The organism is Pseudoalteromonas sp. MMG024, assembly GCF_021654175.1.
In the GTDB taxonomy this organism is placed as follows: Bacteria; Pseudomonadota; Gammaproteobacteria; order Enterobacterales; family Alteromonadaceae; genus Pseudoalteromonas.
Map to the genome: position 1 here is coordinate 1 of NZ_JAKFZO010000006.1, position 15,638 is coordinate 15,638.

General features: G+C 39.4%; 19 protein-coding genes. 10 read left to right on the forward strand and 9 right to left on the reverse strand.

The genetic code is table 11. From position 1 onward, the window contains the following. Positions 1–3: 3 nt before the first annotated feature. The 4 genes from L1068_RS06890 (at position 4) to L1068_RS06905 (ending at position 2,980) form a co-directional block, all read left to right on the forward strand. A complete protein-coding gene (locus L1068_RS06890; RefSeq protein WP_237129805.1) occupies positions 4–1,233 on the forward strand; it encodes a TMEM143 family protein in 1,230 nt (409 codons plus the stop codon). Positions 1,234–1,303: 70 nt separating this feature from the next. Continuing rightward, positions 1,304–1,657 carry a TerB family tellurite resistance protein gene (locus tag L1068_RS06895; RefSeq protein WP_343221881.1) on the forward strand — a complete coding sequence of 118 codons (354 nt, stop codon included), beginning with the start codon at positions 1,304–1,306 and terminating at the stop codon, positions 1,655–1,657. A gap of 199 nt (positions 1,658–1,856) precedes the next feature. Next, complete coding sequence (locus L1068_RS06900) at positions 1,857–2,651, forward strand: hypothetical protein (protein WP_237129624.1); 795 nt, start codon at positions 1,857–1,859, stop codon at positions 2,649–2,651. An 83-nt stretch (positions 2,652–2,734) separates the two neighbouring features. Continuing rightward, positions 2,735–2,980, forward strand: a complete 246-nt coding sequence (locus tag L1068_RS06905) for a hypothetical protein (RefSeq protein ID WP_237129625.1) — start codon at positions 2,735–2,737, stop codon at positions 2,978–2,980. On the opposite strand, the gene L1068_RS06910 is transcribed toward L1068_RS06905, so the two are convergent. Both L1068_RS06910 and L1068_RS06915 read right to left on the reverse strand, forming a co-directional pair. Continuing rightward, complete coding sequence (locus tag L1068_RS06910) at positions 2,981–4,693, reverse strand: alkaline phosphatase D family protein (protein WP_237129626.1); 1,713 nt, start codon at positions 4,691–4,693, stop codon at positions 2,981–2,983. Positions 4,694–4,900: 207 nt separating this feature from the next. Beyond that, positions 4,901–5,557, reverse strand: coding sequence for a nitroreductase family protein (locus tag L1068_RS06915; RefSeq protein WP_237129627.1), 657 nt, complete (start codon positions 5,555–5,557; stop codon positions 4,901–4,903). Between the two features lie 111 nt (positions 5,558–5,668). On the opposite strand from L1068_RS06915, the gene L1068_RS06920 reads away from it, so the two are divergent. Together L1068_RS06920 and L1068_RS06925 are read left to right on the forward strand one after the other, a co-directional pair. After that, entirely contained in the window at positions 5,669–6,604 is a 936-nt protein-coding gene (locus L1068_RS06920; RefSeq protein WP_237129806.1) for a LysR family transcriptional regulator, read from the forward strand. A gap of 81 nt (positions 6,605–6,685) precedes the next feature. Then, positions 6,686–7,285: a M23 family metallopeptidase gene (locus L1068_RS06925; protein ID WP_237129628.1), complete on the forward strand. Its 600-nt coding sequence runs from the start codon at positions 6,686–6,688 to the stop codon at positions 7,283–7,285. 66 nt (positions 7,286–7,351) lie between these two features. Here L1068_RS06925 and L1068_RS06930 read toward each other — a convergent pair whose 3' ends face one another. Then, positions 7,352–7,705, reverse strand: a complete 354-nt coding sequence (locus L1068_RS06930) for a RidA family protein (RefSeq protein WP_010559088.1) — start codon at positions 7,703–7,705, stop codon at positions 7,352–7,354. Between the two features lie 154 nt (positions 7,706–7,859). Between L1068_RS06930 and L1068_RS06935 the strand changes: the two genes are divergently transcribed. Continuing rightward, the gene (locus L1068_RS06935; protein WP_237129629.1) at positions 7,860–8,753 is read left to right on the forward strand and encodes a tetratricopeptide repeat protein; all 894 of its coding nucleotides are present in this window, start codon (positions 7,860–7,862) and stop codon (positions 8,751–8,753) included. 122 nt (positions 8,754–8,875) lie between these two features. On the opposite strand, the gene L1068_RS06940 is transcribed toward L1068_RS06935, so the two are convergent. The 3 genes from L1068_RS06940 to L1068_RS06950 all read right to left on the reverse strand — a co-directional run bounded on the left by L1068_RS06940 (position 8,876) and on the right by L1068_RS06950 (position 10,277). Beyond that, a complete protein-coding gene (locus tag L1068_RS06940) occupies positions 8,876–9,268 on the reverse strand; it encodes an MAPEG family protein (RefSeq protein ID WP_237129630.1) in 393 nt (130 codons plus the stop codon). Positions 9,269–9,270: 2 nt separating this feature from the next. Continuing rightward, positions 9,271–9,510, reverse strand: coding sequence for a DUF2960 family protein (locus L1068_RS06945; RefSeq protein WP_237129631.1), 240 nt, complete (start codon positions 9,508–9,510; stop codon positions 9,271–9,273). A gap of 80 nt (positions 9,511–9,590) precedes the next feature. Beyond that, positions 9,591–10,277, reverse strand: coding sequence for a tRNA (adenine(22)-N(1))-methyltransferase TrmK (locus tag L1068_RS06950; RefSeq protein ID WP_237129632.1), 687 nt, complete (start codon positions 10,275–10,277; stop codon positions 9,591–9,593). Positions 10,278–10,388: 111 nt separating this feature from the next. On the opposite strand from L1068_RS06950, the gene L1068_RS06955 reads away from it, so the two are divergent. Then, the gene (locus L1068_RS06955) at positions 10,389–10,892 is read left to right on the forward strand and encodes an NAD(P)H-dependent oxidoreductase (protein WP_237129633.1); all 504 of its coding nucleotides are present in this window, start codon (positions 10,389–10,391) and stop codon (positions 10,890–10,892) included. Between the two features lie 12 nt (positions 10,893–10,904). Here the strand turns inward: L1068_RS06955 and L1068_RS06960 are convergent, their stop codons facing one another. The 3 genes from L1068_RS06960 to L1068_RS06970 all read right to left on the reverse strand — a co-directional run bounded on the left by L1068_RS06960 (position 10,905) and on the right by L1068_RS06970 (position 13,529). Next, entirely contained in the window at positions 10,905–11,789 is an 885-nt protein-coding gene (locus L1068_RS06960) for an SDR family oxidoreductase (protein ID WP_237129634.1), read from the reverse strand. Positions 11,790–11,889: 100 nt separating this feature from the next. Beyond that, positions 11,890–12,987 carry a DUF481 domain-containing protein gene (locus tag L1068_RS06965; RefSeq protein ID WP_237129635.1) on the reverse strand — a complete coding sequence of 366 codons (1,098 nt, stop codon included), beginning with the start codon at positions 12,985–12,987 and terminating at the stop codon, positions 11,890–11,892. A gap of 74 nt (positions 12,988–13,061) precedes the next feature. Then, on the reverse strand, positions 13,062–13,529 hold the full coding sequence (locus L1068_RS06970; RefSeq protein WP_237129636.1) for a GNAT family N-acetyltransferase: 468 nt from the start codon (positions 13,527–13,529) through the stop codon (positions 13,062–13,064). 161 nt (positions 13,530–13,690) lie between these two features. Between L1068_RS06970 and yeiP the strand changes: the two genes are divergently transcribed. Continuing rightward, a complete protein-coding gene (gene yeiP, locus L1068_RS06975; RefSeq protein ID WP_010559097.1) occupies positions 13,691–14,260 on the forward strand; it encodes an elongation factor P-like protein YeiP in 570 nt (189 codons plus the stop codon). Positions 14,261–14,461: 201 nt separating this feature from the next. Then, positions 14,462–15,628, forward strand: coding sequence for a nucleotide sugar dehydrogenase (locus L1068_RS06980; RefSeq protein WP_237129637.1), 1,167 nt, complete (start codon positions 14,462–14,464; stop codon positions 15,626–15,628). Positions 15,629–15,638 lie beyond the last annotated feature (10 nt).

Genomic DNA, 15,638 nt, shown 5'->3' on the forward strand with positions numbered 1-15,638 from the left:
ACCATGTCATTAGAGCGTTATATACCGTTTCGTAAGTCTGATGTTGTGAGCATGTGTCAAACACTGCTACCAAATGATAAACACGCATCATTTAACGAGTTTACAGAACTCTTTTCTAGCATTATTCATTTTGAATACCATAAATGTTTGGAATTATTGAAAGATAATTATGCGCCGTTTGACCCGAACGCAGATACGCGTTCTTTAGCGCCGTTATCTGAAAACGATAAACACACGTGCCAAAAACGTTTTGCGCAGGCCTTTAGCGATATTCTAAACGCGGCTAATTTTAAGCGGATCACCGACCAAGATTTAAAAGACGCGTTAAGCGAAGAATCACTTTTTAAAGTAAGGCTTGAGGTAGCGTTTGATGATTTTGCTGAAGTGGTGTTTTACCGCCGCGGCGCCTCTCAAAAAGACGAAACATTACGCACTTGGTTTGGGCTTAAGAAACAAGCTATTCGCTTTACCAATTATGAGCGAGTAGCGGTGTTTATCCGTTTTAAAGACGAGGCGTACTTTCAACACGCTAAAAAAACGCCGTTAGGCTTTGAGCCCGGTTCAACCATTATTAAGCTGTTTCAAAACGTGCCAAAGGCTGATTTAGAAATGTTGTTTCCTAATAGCGAAGTACGCATGAGGCCAATAGATAAAGTGATTATAAGCGCATCAGCCGCTGTTGGAGGCGCCGTTGTCTTGGTAACCAAATTGGGCGCATCGATTATTTTGCTGGTTGCGCTGTTATCGTATTGGTTAGGATTACGAAGTGAAGGCGTGGAGTTTAGTCAGCAACATTTAATCAGTCTTGGACTTGGTTTAGGAGTATTTGGCAGCTTTATTTTTAAAGAATGGACTAAATTTAAAAATCGAAAAATTAAGTTTATGAAAGCGTTATCAGATAACCTTTATTTTAAAAACTTAGACAACAATGCAGGTGTGTTTCATACACTAGTCGACGCGGCAGAAGAAGAAGACTGTAAAGAAGCGATTATCGCATATAGCTTTTTACTTAACGCTGGCAAACCGCAAAGCGCAGATGAATTAGACAACGCAATTGAAAGCTGGTTTGAACGCAATTACCAATGTACCTTAGATTTTGAAATTAGCGATGCGTTAGCTAAGTTAGAGCGTTTTAAACTCGTTTCAAAACAAAAAGACGGGTATACCGCATTGTCTCTCAAAAATGCCAAAAAGCAATTAGATAATTTATGGGATAACTTTTTCCAATATTAAGTGTCAAAACACATAATGTCTTTTAGTGTTTGTAATATCGCTTTATAAAACTGGTTTAGGAGTATGTACAGTGATAGCCCATTTAAAATCTTTACTATCTAAATTTAACGACACCTCGGTAGAGCGCGCTGCAATTGACTTTGAAACGGGCTTGGCGGCTTTACTTGTAGAGGTGATGCGTGCAGATGGCAAAGTGCTCACTGAAGAGTTAAAAAATATTCAAAATACATTGATTCACTACTGTGAGTTAGAACTGGATGCTTCAAGCCGCTTATTAACAAAAGCAAAGCAATTGGTTGAACAAGCCATTGATCTATATTCGTTTGTTAACGTAGTGAACGAACATACTAGCGATATTGAACGCATTGAGATTATTGAATTGCTTTGGCAAGTGGCATTTGCTGATGGTCAAGTTGATGGGTAAGAAGATCACGTTATTCGTAAAATCGCCGGTCTAATGTATGTTACCCACGCTGACTTTATTCAGGCCAAGATTAATGTCGATGAGAGCAGAAAACAGTAAATTTGCGCGAACTATAAACTTATACAAAGCGGTTTTATGCATTTTTGCCTTTAGTGCACACAGCGCAGAAACTGTCACGCTCCATAACTCAGATACAGAGGTGACGTATAAAAATTTGTCATCACTCTCTGTGTCTCACCAAGCAAAGGTAAAAACGTGGTTAAACTTTGGCATTAATGCCAATAAGCGTGTGTTGGGTTTACCGAGGCAAGCGCATTACTATTTTGATTTAAATCCCCGTTATTTTGCCACCGAACCCGTACCTTGGGCGCGTATTCATAGAGGCGTTTTTGATACCATTGAGCTTCACTTTTATCGTTATGCGTCGCTTACAAGCTTAAAACGTGATTGGACCTTGTATCATGAACTCTCTCATCTTTATCATCCGCTATTTGATTATAAAGACTTTTGGCTTGCCGAGGGATTGGCGACTTACTTACAAAATCGCGTTATGTTGCACAATCAACTGATCAGTCGTGATGAATTTATCCATCGCATCAGTGCGGGATTACAGCGCGGTAAACTTAATACTAAACAAAATAAAGGCCAATTAAATAGCGTAAGTGAAAACATGTGGCAACGTAATGCGTATCAGCGAGTTTATTGGACCGGTGTTGCGTTTTTTATTGAAGCTGAATCTCAGTTGAAAGCGCAAGATAAACCTGACTTAGTGTCACTAATCAAGCAGTATCAAATGTGCTGTCGTGAAAACGAGCAATATGCAAGTAAGCAGCAAGCCAAACAGTTTTTGCAATCGCTCGATAGATTATCTCGCTCAGGTATTTTTTCGTCGCTTTACCGCCGTTATCAAACACGGGAAGATTTTCCGGTAATTTCAAAATCGCAAATAGCCTCGCTAATTACGCCTTTTACACCTAAATCGCAATTGCAATAAGTAAGTTCATTTAAGGTTAACTTTTAACCTGCTAATTTTTCTTTTGAAAGTGTGTAAATATAAAGCGTTTTAGGAAAACTAAGGTGAATATGCAATTAAGCCGTGAAGAATTAACCATGTTATTAGGTTATAACAATCATGTTGATACTGTGAATGTTGAGCAAAATGACGAACTGTCATCCCTTATCTCACGCTTTGAAGGGTTACAGTTGGAGTTACACAATCTATTGTGTTGCAACGTTGAAAAAGGCGATAAAGCTGCATTGTTACAACAACTTAATCGCCTAACAACATTAAATGATGAGTTTATAAATGAACTTAATCACTAACTATTTAGCGAGTACTTCAGTCATTTGTGAACTCATTTGATAGTCACTTTGATGTACGCTTGATAGTAAATGCCATTCGCTATGCGCTTTTTCAGCGGTAAATGTTACTGTCATAAAACCACGCTGATGGATATTGGCATATTCAAGGTCGTCTACTAACAGTTTAAGCGCTTCCGCAAATTGTAATGCCATTTGCTCAGGTAATTGTAGGTAGTATTCAAGTCCTGGCGAGCTTACAGAGCTTGTTGCAAACTCATAGCCACACACATTACCTTTCCCATCTTTTAGCTGTCCACCCCACGCGTTGTGAGTATCACCTGCAAGCGCAATTAAATTCTTATTAAATTCATTGGCCGTTTGTAAAATTAACTCGCGTTCTACTGGGTAGCCATCCCACGCATCAAGATTGTATGGCGCCAAAGTGGTAACGCGGGCTTTTTCCATTTCTGTTAGGGTAGGATCGCCTGCAAGTAATCGACCTTTAATTTGCGCAAGTTCTGTTAGTGTTTGTGCTGTTTGTGCACTCGGGTTAGCCAGTTCAGCGAGTAACTCTGCTGGAATATGCATACGATTCATTAATACTTGCTGGCCAAGTACTTGCCATGTTGCGTTTGAGTTAATCATGCCATCTTGTAGCCAAATTAATTGGTCAGTTCCAATTAGCTTTTGCGTCGGCTCGATTAAATCTAAGATAAAGCGGTTACTATCAATTTGACCTGTTACTGGATCAATGTAGTTTGCATAATCTAACGGTTTTGCGCGACTTTCATGACGAGTATCTAGCATATAAAGCGATAACAGATCACCATATTCAAATTGGCGATACAAACTTTCAGTTTGTCCCTTTACGTAAGGACGAATTGGCATCCATTCAAAATAGGCTTGTAATGCGGCAAGCTTACGTGCCGTAAAATCACCTTCACCATCGTTGTGGTTTTCCGCACCGCTTTTAAATGAATCGTTGGCAACTTCATGGTCATCCCATACCGCAATAAATGGGCTATTGGCATGAAGCTGTTGTAATGATGTATCACTGCGATAAAGTGCGTAACGTTTACGGTAGTCTTCTAGGGTGATAATTTCGACCGCATTATCGTCAGCTAGTTGACGGCCAAGTTCTTGTGCATTTTCTGTCGCATAGCCGCCCATACCGTATTCGTAAATGTAGTCGCCAAGGTGTAATACTGCGTCAATATCTGTTAACTTGGCCGCTTCTGCGTAAGCGTGAAAATAACCTGCAGGGTAGTTTGCACATGACATTACAGCAAATTTAACTGAATCAACCGAACCTTGTGGTAGGGTTTTGAATTGACCTGTTGGTGATACTTCATTTTCGGTGACAAAACGATAATAGTATTTGCTACCTGCGTTAAGGCCTGCAAAGTCAATTTTTACTGTGTAGTCGTTTGATGCTAATGCAACAACGCTTTGTTGCACTCGGTTAATGTCAAAATTTTCGTCATCAGCGATTTGCAGCGTTAAATTAACCCCTTGTGGTGCGCCACTTGGGGTAACGCGTGTCCAGAGGATTATTGCATCACTAAGTGGGTCGCCACTGGCAACACCATGATTAAAATTAATCGCAAAATCGTTTTCAGCAAGCTTGTTATCGTCGTCGCTATTACAACCAGTAAGTGACATCGCAATTGTCGCGGCGCCAAGACCATACATTGAGGCTTTTAAAAAATTTCGGCGTGAGAAGTTGTGACTCATAAGGTGACCTTTTGTTTTTTTTATTATCATAACTACCATATATGACAAAATTAGGTCTGGTCAAACCTCCAACCACCTCATTGTTAATGGATGTAACAATTTTATTATAAAATTCCTTAGCTTATAAGGATTACGAGCTCAAAACTACAAAAAGCGCACGTATTATACAAGTGCGCTTTTATTGATAACGTTACGACGATTATTCGATTACAAGATCGTAATTACTTGGTCTTTTGCTAAACGTGATTTTGGTAAGGTAGCGTTGTAATCTTCGCTTTCTTCATGGTAACCAATCGCAAGCGCAACTTCACATACGTAACCGTCTAACTCATCAGCAAATAATTCGCTGATCATGTCTTTATCAACGCCTTCCATTGGTGTTGAATCAATACCTAAACGCGCTACTGTGTGCATTGTATTACCCAGTGCAATGTAAGTTTGCGCTTTAGTCCAATGTGCGTTGTTACCATGTTCATCCGTATTTAAATCAACAAATGCGAACGCACCGAACGCTTGTTCTTTATTTTCAGCTAATGTACGGCCATTTTTTATATCAGTATCAATCACCTTTTCATAATCGCTGCGGGCATATTTAGGGTTATAAGCGAATAGTAACGTATGAGATGCTGCCTTGATGTGCGGCTGATTAAACTGGAACTTGTTAACAAATGTTTGATGCATGCGCTGTTTCGCTTGATCAGAACTAATCACAATAATTTTCCAAGGTTGTGAGTTAATTGACGATGGAGATAAGCGAATAGCTTCTAAAATGATATCTAAATCTGATTGTGAAATTTTTTTACTCGCATCGTAACGTTTACTTGTATAACGACGATTTAGGTCAGTAATAATTGGATGTGTCATTGATTGCTCCTAACAAACAAGGTGCTGTTAAACTTGAGCCTATTGTAAAACTTGATTATTTAAATAAAAACACGGTAATGTTTGAATCATTATCAAAAACTATTAGTTAATATGTTAATAGCCGATTTAAAACTCATTTTAAAAATTGCTGAACTTAACAGTATTTCTGCTGCGGCAGTATCCCTTGATATGCAGGCGGCAACAGCCAGTGCCGCGTTAAAACGTGTTGAGGCTGAGCTTGGTGTGGAACTGTTTGTTCGTACTACCCGTCATTTGAGGCTGTCAAACGCCGGTGAGCGCTTTTTACCGCAATGTCAAGAAGCAATAAATTTACTCTCTATCGCCAAACAAAATATTAAAGCTGATAATAAAGACATTGAGGGCGAATTACGCGTTGCTTTATCGTCCGATTTAGGGCGAAACATTGTAATACCCTGGCTAGATGAGCTACTTGATAGTTACCCAAATTTACGTTTGCGCAGTCATATAAGTGACAGCAATATCGACTTTTATCGTGACTCAGTTGATCTGGCGCTTCGTTATGGCAAGCCAAGCGATACAAACTTATATGGTTTTAAAATTTGTAATATTCCAAAGCTACTGTGCGCAACGCCCGAATATTTAAGCCAAAATGGCGAACCAATTAAACCGTCTGATTTACAAACGCATCAAGGGCTTTTTTATCAGCTACAAGATCGCATCAACGACACTTGGGAGTTTTTAGATAACGACAAGGTAATAAAAGTAAAAATGAAAGGTCGACGTGCGGCTAACGACGGAGATTTGGTGAGACGATGGTGTTTAAAAAGCAAAGGCCTTGCCGTTAAATCAGCGATAGATATTGCCGACGATCTGATTGAGGGCAGAGCGGTGACATTAATGCCTAAATTCCCCCATAAAAGTACCGAGTTGTGGCTTATTTGCCCAAGTAGACAATCGATCACCCCTGCGGTGCGATTAGTGCGAGATGAGTGCAGAAAACGCACTAAAGCGCTGCTGCAAAAACTGATAGATAAAGGAATATTGACGAAAAGCGTACTTGATTAGTTATTTGCGTTAAAAAGAACATTACGTTTAAACCTTTTTGATGGTGTGCTGCGACAAATAAAGTCAAAAGGGAGAATTACAATGAACAAATTAGTACACGCAATTTTTTTAACGTTATCTTTGTCGGCATGTGCAGAACAAGCCGTAGACTGTTCGGTATTTGACGAACAAGCAAAATCGAAATACATCTTGCCATTTCAAAAAGGGGAATCCTATAAAGTGGAAGTTGCGACCGGCCATTACCGAGCAAGTAATGGTGGCGTAGGGTTGTATGCAGTTGATTTTAATATGCCTATAGGTACAACAATTGTTGCAGCCAGAGCGGGTGAGGTTGTAGCCGTTCGCGAGCAATTTGAAGATTGGAACGGGAAAGATTTAGCTGAGAATTTTGTCTTTATTAAGCATGCTGATGGCACTGTTGCGCGTTATTTTCACCTAACTCATCTAGGCGCTTTGGTAGAAGAAGGTGAGCAGGTAAAACAAGGTCAGATCATTGCTAAAAGTGGTAACACTGGGCAATCGGGGGGGCCACATTTACATTTTGATGTGCAAACATGCGGGCCAAATTTACCACCACACTATAACCAAAAACCATGTGGACAAACGTTACCCGTCGTTTTTAAAAATACTAAGCCCCATCAATGCGGTATTGAAGCTGGAAACGTATACAAAGCGATATAGTACGTAATAAAAATGAATAACCACGACCCTGAGGCTGTGGTTATTCAAAAGTGGAATTTAGTTTAATTAGTCTTTTTGTGCCGCGATAACAGATACTTCCACTAATAACTCAGGGCGCGCCATTGCAGCTTCAACACACGCTCTTGCGGGTGCATGACCTTCTGGCACCCATGCATCCCATACTTCGTTCATTTCTTTGAAATACTGCATGTCTTTAATGTATACAGTTGCGCTTAACATATGTTCGCGACTGCTACCTGACTCAATAAGTAATTCATCAACTTTATCGAGCATGGTTTGCGTTTGTTCTTTAATGCCTTTAGTGGCATCTGCGCATACCTGACCACATAAATAGACAGTTTTATTGTGAATTACGATGCGGCTCATACGCTGTTTTGTTTGCATGCGTTGAATGGTCATATTGGTTCCTAAACCTTGGTGATATAAATTGGCAAAACTGTAGCAAAACAAACAGCTAATTAGTATTGAAAACGCAATGAAAGTTATAAAACATGGGTGTAGCTTATAACTGAATTGTTGTATATTAGTGGCTCAAATTAATAAGGCCAACTTAATGAAATTAAAATTTATCTTACTGTTTATTTTTACAACTTTGTGCTTTGGGGCTTTTGCAAATGAATCAAAACCAATGACAGAGCAACAGCAAGAAAAGGCAATAAAAGAACTTAACGAACCGCTGTATCGTCCGCTTTTGGAGCGTTACGTATTAGACGAGCTTAAATCGTTACGACAAGACCAGCAAAAGCTGCGTGAAGACACAACCAAACAAATTACCCATACGGAATTAAGTGCAGCAGACAGAGCGCTTGATTACACCAATGACACCATAAACAATGTGATGTTTATTATCACTGCAACCGCGACAATTTTGATTTTGGTTGGTTGGAACTCGCTGCGCGATGTGAAAAACAAAGTTGAAGGCATTGTTAACGAGCGGGTAAAAAGTATTACCGAAGAGTATGAAAGCCGTTTAGGTGTGCTTGAAAGTGAATTAAAAGAACGCTCAGAAGAGATCATAAATAACCATCGGAAAATTACCATTACCAACGAAGTACATTCGTTATGGATGCGTGCAACACTAGAAAGCGATGTTAATTCGAAAATTGAAATCTACGATGAAATTTTAAAACGCAAACCTGATGATGTAGAAGCGATTACCTACAAAGCCGATGCATTATTAGAGCAAGGTAAAACGGTTAAAGCAATAGCGCTTTGTAATCAAGCGATTGAAGAAGAAGAAGATTATGGTTATGCCTATTGGCAGCGTGCATGTGCCTATGCACAAGAAAATCGTTTAAGTGATTCAATGGATGATTTGCATATGGCGCTTAAGCTATCACCAAATTTAAAGAACGAGCTAGTAAACGAAGTCGCGTTTGAAAACCTACAAGTGTTACCTGCATTCTTGAAATTATTGGACGAAGCCGGTGTAAAACTGGGTGAATAATCGCAATTAGCATTCGCTTAGTTACGCGACATTACGCGATATCAGTTTAGCAAATTTTCAATCTGATATCGCGTTAGCCGATAAAACTACTCCAAAATCTGAGCCTAGGTTATCTCACTTTGTTAGCTTGGTTGAATACTCACGACCATCATTGCAATTGGGCAAATTAGGCCAATAAGCCATACGCTTGAACGTAAAACATGCCAATTTACGTAGTAACACACACAATATAAAACCCGAGCAATCAAATAAATAATTGCCAGCGTTTCAGTTTTAGCCGTGATGGTGTTTGAGGCAAAAACAACAACTAATGCAATAGTAAAAATTAGTAATGACTCAAAGCTGTTCTGATGCGCGGCCAATGCGCGAGCACCAAATCCGGTAAGTTTACTTTGTTGTGCGCGCGGATGGCGGTTGTCATAGCCATCGAGCTTGTTCATTGCAATTGCGACAGGGGCCTTTGCTAAATAGGGAAGTAACGCTGCAATAATGGCGCAAACGACGAGTGTATTCATAGTTACTCTTTAATAAATGTGATGTTAGTGACACCCAGCTTTCTAAAGTATTCATCTCTGAAGTTACGAATTGCCGCTTTGTCTTTTGCGTACAACGTTACTTGATGCTCCATTTCGGAATACTCCGCAATATCGAATCCTTCTGCCGCGGCGATTGCCTCAAACATAGAATTATATTTGTCTTGTGCGAAGTTAATTAACTTTTGCTGCTGGTTATACGTGTATTGAATTTTCTTAGCCATGTTAAACCTAAGGAATAAATTTACCTGCATTGTACTTAACAGGTAAACGGGTTGATATACGTACGCGCTAATTTAATCGATTAATCGCATTTAAGTTTATTTGCTAACGCTTGATATGCATGTAACGCGACTAGTGCGTCTTGATTGTTTCGGCTTACGTTTTGATAGTGCGTTATCAAGCGAATGAGGTACTGCGCTTTTTCGCATTGTTCAGCGCGATGCCATAGCTTGTCGCCAATAGGGGATATTGCTACACCTTGGCGCTTATTGCGCGTTACGTGTATAATTTCGTAAAATCGTTTGTTTTCAGAAATAAGCGATTCATCTATCAATGAGTAGTTTAATGCAATTAATTGCTGGCGAAGTGTAAAAGTATGATGCACTGGGCAAATGATAAATTCGAGCGCTACATCACCAAAGCGCGCCGTTAATTGTTGAATAAACTCCGCCGCTAAATCACCGCCCACGCCCGCAATAATTACAAGGTGACGACCTTGGTATTGATCAAGTGGGAGATCGTTAACACTGATTGTATGGCACTGCCAATTTTTATAAGGCAACTGCTGAGAGTCAGCCTGCGTACTTAGCCCATTTTCCACGCCTTTCATAATGTGCGCAGAAATATCAACAAAATGTATGGTGCTAGATGGGCAAGTCGAAAGTAAAGACATGCCCAAGTAACCGTGATCACAACATGTATCCCAAATATGGTGATACGGATTTTTGATTGTGTTGGCGATGGATTGCAGGCGGTACGATAACGGCATAACTAAATTAGGCGAAAATAATAAATTTAAACAGCTGCATTTTAACAAGTTCTCATTTATAAATCTCAACCCTGTATGTATATTGTATTCATTTTGGGTGTTGGAGTTAATATGAAAATAGTGATTGTTAGTGGAAGCGGTCGACCAAATTCAAATAGTTTGGCGTTAGCAACCAAGATAAGCAAACACCTTGTACTATTAGACATTGAATGTGATTTAGTCGATTTAAGTGAAATGACGCGACTACTGCATCATTACGAAACGCATAATGATGCAGTACTTAACAAGCAAAAAGCGCTACTTCTTGAAAAATTATATTCAAGTGATGGCATTGTGATTGTAGCACCGGAGTGGGGCGGTATGTTGCCGCCGGTGCTACATAATTTTCTTCTGCTCAGTGCTTATGGCTTTCCACTCGGTCATAAGCCTGCGTTAGTTATTGGAATATCAACGTCAGGCGGTGGGCACAATCCAGTTAGTTTATTAAAAGGCTATAGTGCTTTGCAGCAGGCAAAAAACCATATTTTCGCGTTTAGAAGTTGGCTTACACGCGCTAGTAATCTATGCAAAACAGCTCGCCCCAATTCGAAACCAGCTCACTCAGCTTTCGATTAAACACCCATTTGGTCAATGAGTTAATAAGGGTTGTATACACGCAATAAATGCTTGTTCAAATGGTCGGCTGTGACAGGTCTTGAGTTGTTTTAGTCGACTATCTTGCAGTGCACAGTTATGTGGCCTGCTTGCAACTTGACTTGGCTCGTTTATTGGCGAAAGTGTCGTTTCATCAATTTCAAGTTGCTTTGCTGCAATACATGCTATCTGATACTTGGTGTATGCTTGATTATCTGAAACGTGGAATATGCCGCCAATGTTTGTGTTGGTTACTTGGCATAAATCAACAAGGGTTAAGGCAATGTCGTCAACATGGGTGGGATAACGAATAGCCCAATTGTCATGTGCATTGTTTGATTGTTGTTTAACTTGGTGTGCGATAACCGTAATTGCCGACTCGCTCAAGGTTTCAACTTGGCCATAAAGCACAGGCACACGAATAACGCTATGTGTTTTAGATGTGTTTAAAACGATTTGTTCCCCTTGTGCTTTAGTTTCACCATAAAAATTAAGCGGGTTTAGCGTATCACTTTCACTGTATGGCGGCGTTTTTCCGTCAAATACGTAGTCAGTACTGACAAAAAAGAATTGTGCGTTTAAACGAGCAGCTTCTCGCGATAGATGTTCGGTTACTGAAAGGTTAAGGGCTTTGGTATGGGCATGGTTATTTTCACATACATCTGGTTTTCGCTCAGCTGCTGCGTGAATAATAATATCGGGTTTAGTTTCATCAAGAAATTGCGTTACCGTTATATGCTGCGTTAAATCTAACTTAACAATTGGGCTTTTTGCGCGACTAAACCCTGTGCCGATTACGTCAAAGCCGTGTTCATTAAATATACGCACCAGTGCTCTACCAAGTAGGCCAGTTGCACCTGTTATCAATACTTTTTTCATGAATTTCCTAACACTCTTTTGGGGCAGCTAGTGTAAAACAAAGCACAGTTTAACCCCATTTATTAAGCAAAACTTAATGTATTATTTTGTTAAAAGGCAGCTAAAATTCGTAACCTAGGCTAACAACAAATCGATAGTCATTTTTATCTGGGGTTGATGTGTCGGTCGGTTTCGGATTTTCGATTCGATCTAAATAGAATGTGAGGTCTAAATCAAAGTCGCCAATCAGATCTACTTCAAAGCCAGCTTTAAGGCGATGAATATATTCACCGGCTTCTTCACTTACAATTTTAACTTGGTAATCTGCGTCAAACTCAATGTCTTTGGTTATATCCCACTGAACGGCGGTACCTAAGTTTAATACACCAGATGTTTCTGTATCGTCTTCACCAGCTTCAACTGTAATGTAATTAGTTGATTGATAGCTGGGGCCTGCACTGATTTCCCAAACAAAATTACCAATATCAAGTACCTCATAACCTAAACCGAAACCTAATGTATGACGATTGTCTATGTTGCCAAGTTCATCAGCGAAATATTCATAATCGGCGACGCGAATGAAGGTTTTGGGAGAGAAGAACCAATCGAAACTACTTGAGAGTCTTTGGTCGTTAGTGGTTTGTTCTTTTTTACCGGTATCTTGACTTACTCTTTCGCTAAAATTACTAACAAACTCGCCAGATAAACGCGTTGTAGCGGTACGTCTTTGGGCTTCACCGCTTAATGTGTAGTCAGATTGTTCAGAATTACCTCGGCGAAAATTAGTGCCAAAGTTAATCTCGCCGTCCCAATAATCAAGCTCATTACCATCTGCAGAAGCGATTGATAAAAGATTATTTACTGCAATTTGTTGCTTTTTCTGACCATTGGTTATCGTTAGCTGTTTGTCTTGAATTACAAGCTTGCCAGTTAACACCGTGCCATCGTTTAAACGAATACTTTGCTTGCCTTTAGTATAAAGCTCAGCAACATCATCGATATCGATTGTTTGTATGCCGAATTCAACAGAATCAAATTCGATTTCTTCATCATATAGGGTAATTAAGTCGCCTTTTATCCACTCGCCTGAGGCGGTTTTAAGCCAATCATACTTTTGCTTAAAGTCGCTGTTAGTAGGTCTCCAAATAGGGGGGTGATTAGCTGACGAGACAATCGGGAATAAAAGCGATGTGGTTAATAAAAGCGAAATAGATTTCATAAAAACATCCTGTTAAATTTCGTCCATATCATGAATACAGTTACATGTTGCTGTGAATAATCATAGACATGTACTTAGCTTTCTGTCGATAACGGTAATTCCATAAAAACACTGAGTGGGTTATCACGATAACGCCCAAAGCATTCGCAACGCTCAAAACCAAGGCTTTCATATAGGTTGATTGATTCTGTTTGCTTACTACCCGTTTCCAAACGAAGTAATGGGATCTGCGCTTGGCCGGCCCAGTACATTAAGTTTTGCATAATGCGACGAGATAAGCCTTTACCACGGTGCGTTGGTTTAACATAAACACGCTTAATTTCGCCATACAGGCTTGATTCAAACTTCTTTACAATCGCACCACAGGCGATAATACCTTCGTCTGTTAACAAACCAATCGCGTGTACATTGGGTTGGTTTAATTCAGATAAATCTAAAGATTGGTCACTTGCAATTGGGTAGAGTGAATTCATAAGGCGGTCTATTTCAGCAAATAGACTAATTACATGTGAGTCGTTGGCATCTAACGAAACTAACTGCATAGTGTCCTCTAACAACTTTATTATTGTGCTTTAGATACTTTGGGGCAAATAATTAAAAATCAAGTTAACAAAAAATACAAGTTTGATTTTCATCATTATGTATTTACTAACAGACCATATTTTTGTAGGGTCTGCATAAATTGACACAATGAGAATTAGAAATGCCTAAAGCAAGTGAAATTAAAAAGCATGCAGCCATTGATTATAACGGTCGAGTGATGATTGTACGTGACATTGAACGCTCAGTACCTCAGGGGCGCGCAGGCGGCAGTTTATACCGTATGCGTATGTACGATGTTGTAAATGGCGGTAAAGTTGATGAAACATTTAAAGCAGATGAAATGTTAAACTTTGCTGATTTAAATCGTCGCCCAGCGGTATTTTCGTACGTTGATGGTGACGAATACGTGTTTATGGATGAAGAAGATTACACGCCATACAACTTAAACAAAGAGTCAATTGCAGAACAACTTTTGTTTATCGATGAAAATACTAAAGGTTTATTAGTTGTAGTGGTTGAAGGCAGCCCAGTATCGATTGATTTACCGTCAAGTGTTGAACTGGTGATTGAAGACACATCCCCTTCTATTAAAGGTGCTTCAGCAAGTGCTCGTACAAAACCTGCAACAATGACAACGGGTTTAATTATTCAAGTGCCAGAGCATATTTCAGCCGGTGATAAAGTAAAAATTAACACCTCTGAGCAAAAATTTATGGGCCGCGCTGAATAATTCGGTTTGTTTATTAAAAAAGGCTTAGCAAGATTGTTAAGCCTTTTTTAATTTCAGTTACTCATCACATTTTAATTTTAGATTTACGGAATATATTTGCGTAGATACGTAACGGCATTTAAAATGTAGCAATCTCTTAAATAACCCGCACGCTCACCAACATAACATCTTTCAAAAGAGCTTTGATTAACAAGGATAACAATGAATATTACGATCGCAGGTACTGGCTACGTTGGACTATCAAACGCGGTTTTATTAGCGCAACATAACTCAGTAATCGCTTATGATATTATCGATACGAAAGTTGACCTGATCAATCAAAAGCAATCTCCCATTGCAGATCCTGAAATAGAGCATTTCCTTGCAAATGAAAAATTAGATTTAGTTGCGACAAGCGACAGTAACAAGGCGTTTGAAAATGCAGATTACGTTATTATCGCAACACCTACGGATTATGATGAGGTTACAAACAAATTTAATACTTCGTCGGTAGAGGCGGTTATTCATGAAGTTAACAAAGTTAATCCTTCAGCAATAATGGTAATAAAGTCAACTGTGCCGGTTGGATTTACTAAACGCATTAAGCAAAAGTTATGTACTAGCAATATTATATTTTCGCCTGAATTCTTACGTGAAGGTAAAGCATTATTTGATAATTTACACCCGTCACGCATTATTGTTGGTGAAAAATCAGAACGGGCACAAAAATTCGCTGAGTTATTGGCGCAGGGCGCGTTTAAAGAGGACATTGATATTCTTTTAACGGGTTCTACAGAAGCAGAGGCAGTTAAGCTGTTCTCTAATACTTACTTAGCAATGCGTGTGTCTTATTTTAATGAACTTGATACTTACGCTGAAAGTCACGGATTAGATACGAGGGAAATTATTGAAGGCGTAAGTTTAGACCCTCGAATAGGCAACCATTATAACAACCCATCGTTTGGTTATGGCGGTTACTGTTTACCAAAGGACACCAAGCAGCTTCGCGCAAATTTTGAAGATGTACCAAATACACTGATTAATTCAATCGTTGAATCTAACACTGTACGAAAAGACCACATCGCATTTTCAATTATTAACAAGCAACCAAAAGTAGTCGGTATTCACCGTCTTATTATGAAAAGCGGTTCCGATAATTTCAGGGCGTCTTCGGTACAAGGCATTATGAAACGCATTAAAGCCAAAGGAATCGAAGTTGTGGTGTATGAACCTGTGATGCAAGAAGACTCCTTTTTTAACTCACGTGTCATTAAAGACCTGGAAGAGTTTAAAAGAATATCGGATGTAATCGTATCAAATAGAATGGAGCCATGTTTGAAGGATGTTGCTGAGAAAGTCTATACACGGGATCTATTCGGTAGCGATTAAGCTTTAAATA

Coding starts and splice junctions, on each gene's coding strand:
- L1068_RS06910 (WP_237129626.1), bottom strand. CDS start 4,693: ATGAGTCACAACTTCTCACGCCGAAATTTTTTAAAAGCCTCAATGTAT.
- L1068_RS06920 (WP_237129806.1), top strand. CDS start 5,669: ATGTTAATAGCCGATTTAAAACTCATTTTAAAAATTGCTGAACTTAAC.
- L1068_RS06890 (WP_237129805.1), top strand. CDS start 4: ATGTCATTAGAGCGTTATATACCGTTTCGTAAGTCTGATGTTGTGAGC.
- L1068_RS06955 (WP_237129633.1), top strand. CDS start 10,389: ATGAAAATAGTGATTGTTAGTGGAAGCGGTCGACCAAATTCAAATAGT.
- yeiP (WP_010559097.1), top strand. CDS start 13,691: ATGCCTAAAGCAAGTGAAATTAAAAAGCATGCAGCCATTGATTATAAC.
- L1068_RS06960 (WP_237129634.1), bottom strand. CDS start 11,789: ATGAAAAAAGTATTGATAACAGGTGCAACTGGCCTACTTGGTAGAGCA.
- L1068_RS06935 (WP_237129629.1), top strand. CDS start 7,860: ATGAAATTAAAATTTATCTTACTGTTTATTTTTACAACTTTGTGCTTT.
- L1068_RS06950 (WP_237129632.1), bottom strand. CDS start 10,277: ATGCCGTTATCGTACCGCCTGCAATCCATCGCCAACACAATCAAAAAT.
- L1068_RS06925 (WP_237129628.1), top strand. CDS start 6,686: ATGAACAAATTAGTACACGCAATTTTTTTAACGTTATCTTTGTCGGCA.
- L1068_RS06980 (WP_237129637.1), top strand. CDS start 14,462: ATGAATATTACGATCGCAGGTACTGGCTACGTTGGACTATCAAACGCG.
- L1068_RS06970 (WP_237129636.1), bottom strand. CDS start 13,529: ATGCAGTTAGTTTCGTTAGATGCCAACGACTCACATGTAATTAGTCTA.
- L1068_RS06930 (WP_010559088.1), bottom strand. CDS start 7,705: ATGACCATTCAACGCATGCAAACAAAACAGCGTATGAGCCGCATCGTA.
- L1068_RS06965 (WP_237129635.1), bottom strand. CDS start 12,987: ATGAAATCTATTTCGCTTTTATTAACCACATCGCTTTTATTCCCGATT.
- L1068_RS06940 (WP_237129630.1), bottom strand. CDS start 9,268: ATGAATACACTCGTCGTTTGCGCCATTATTGCAGCGTTACTTCCCTAT.
- L1068_RS06915 (WP_237129627.1), bottom strand. CDS start 5,557: ATGACACATCCAATTATTACTGACCTAAATCGTCGTTATACAAGTAAA.
- L1068_RS06945 (WP_237129631.1), bottom strand. CDS start 9,510: ATGGCTAAGAAAATTCAATACACGTATAACCAGCAGCAAAAGTTAATT.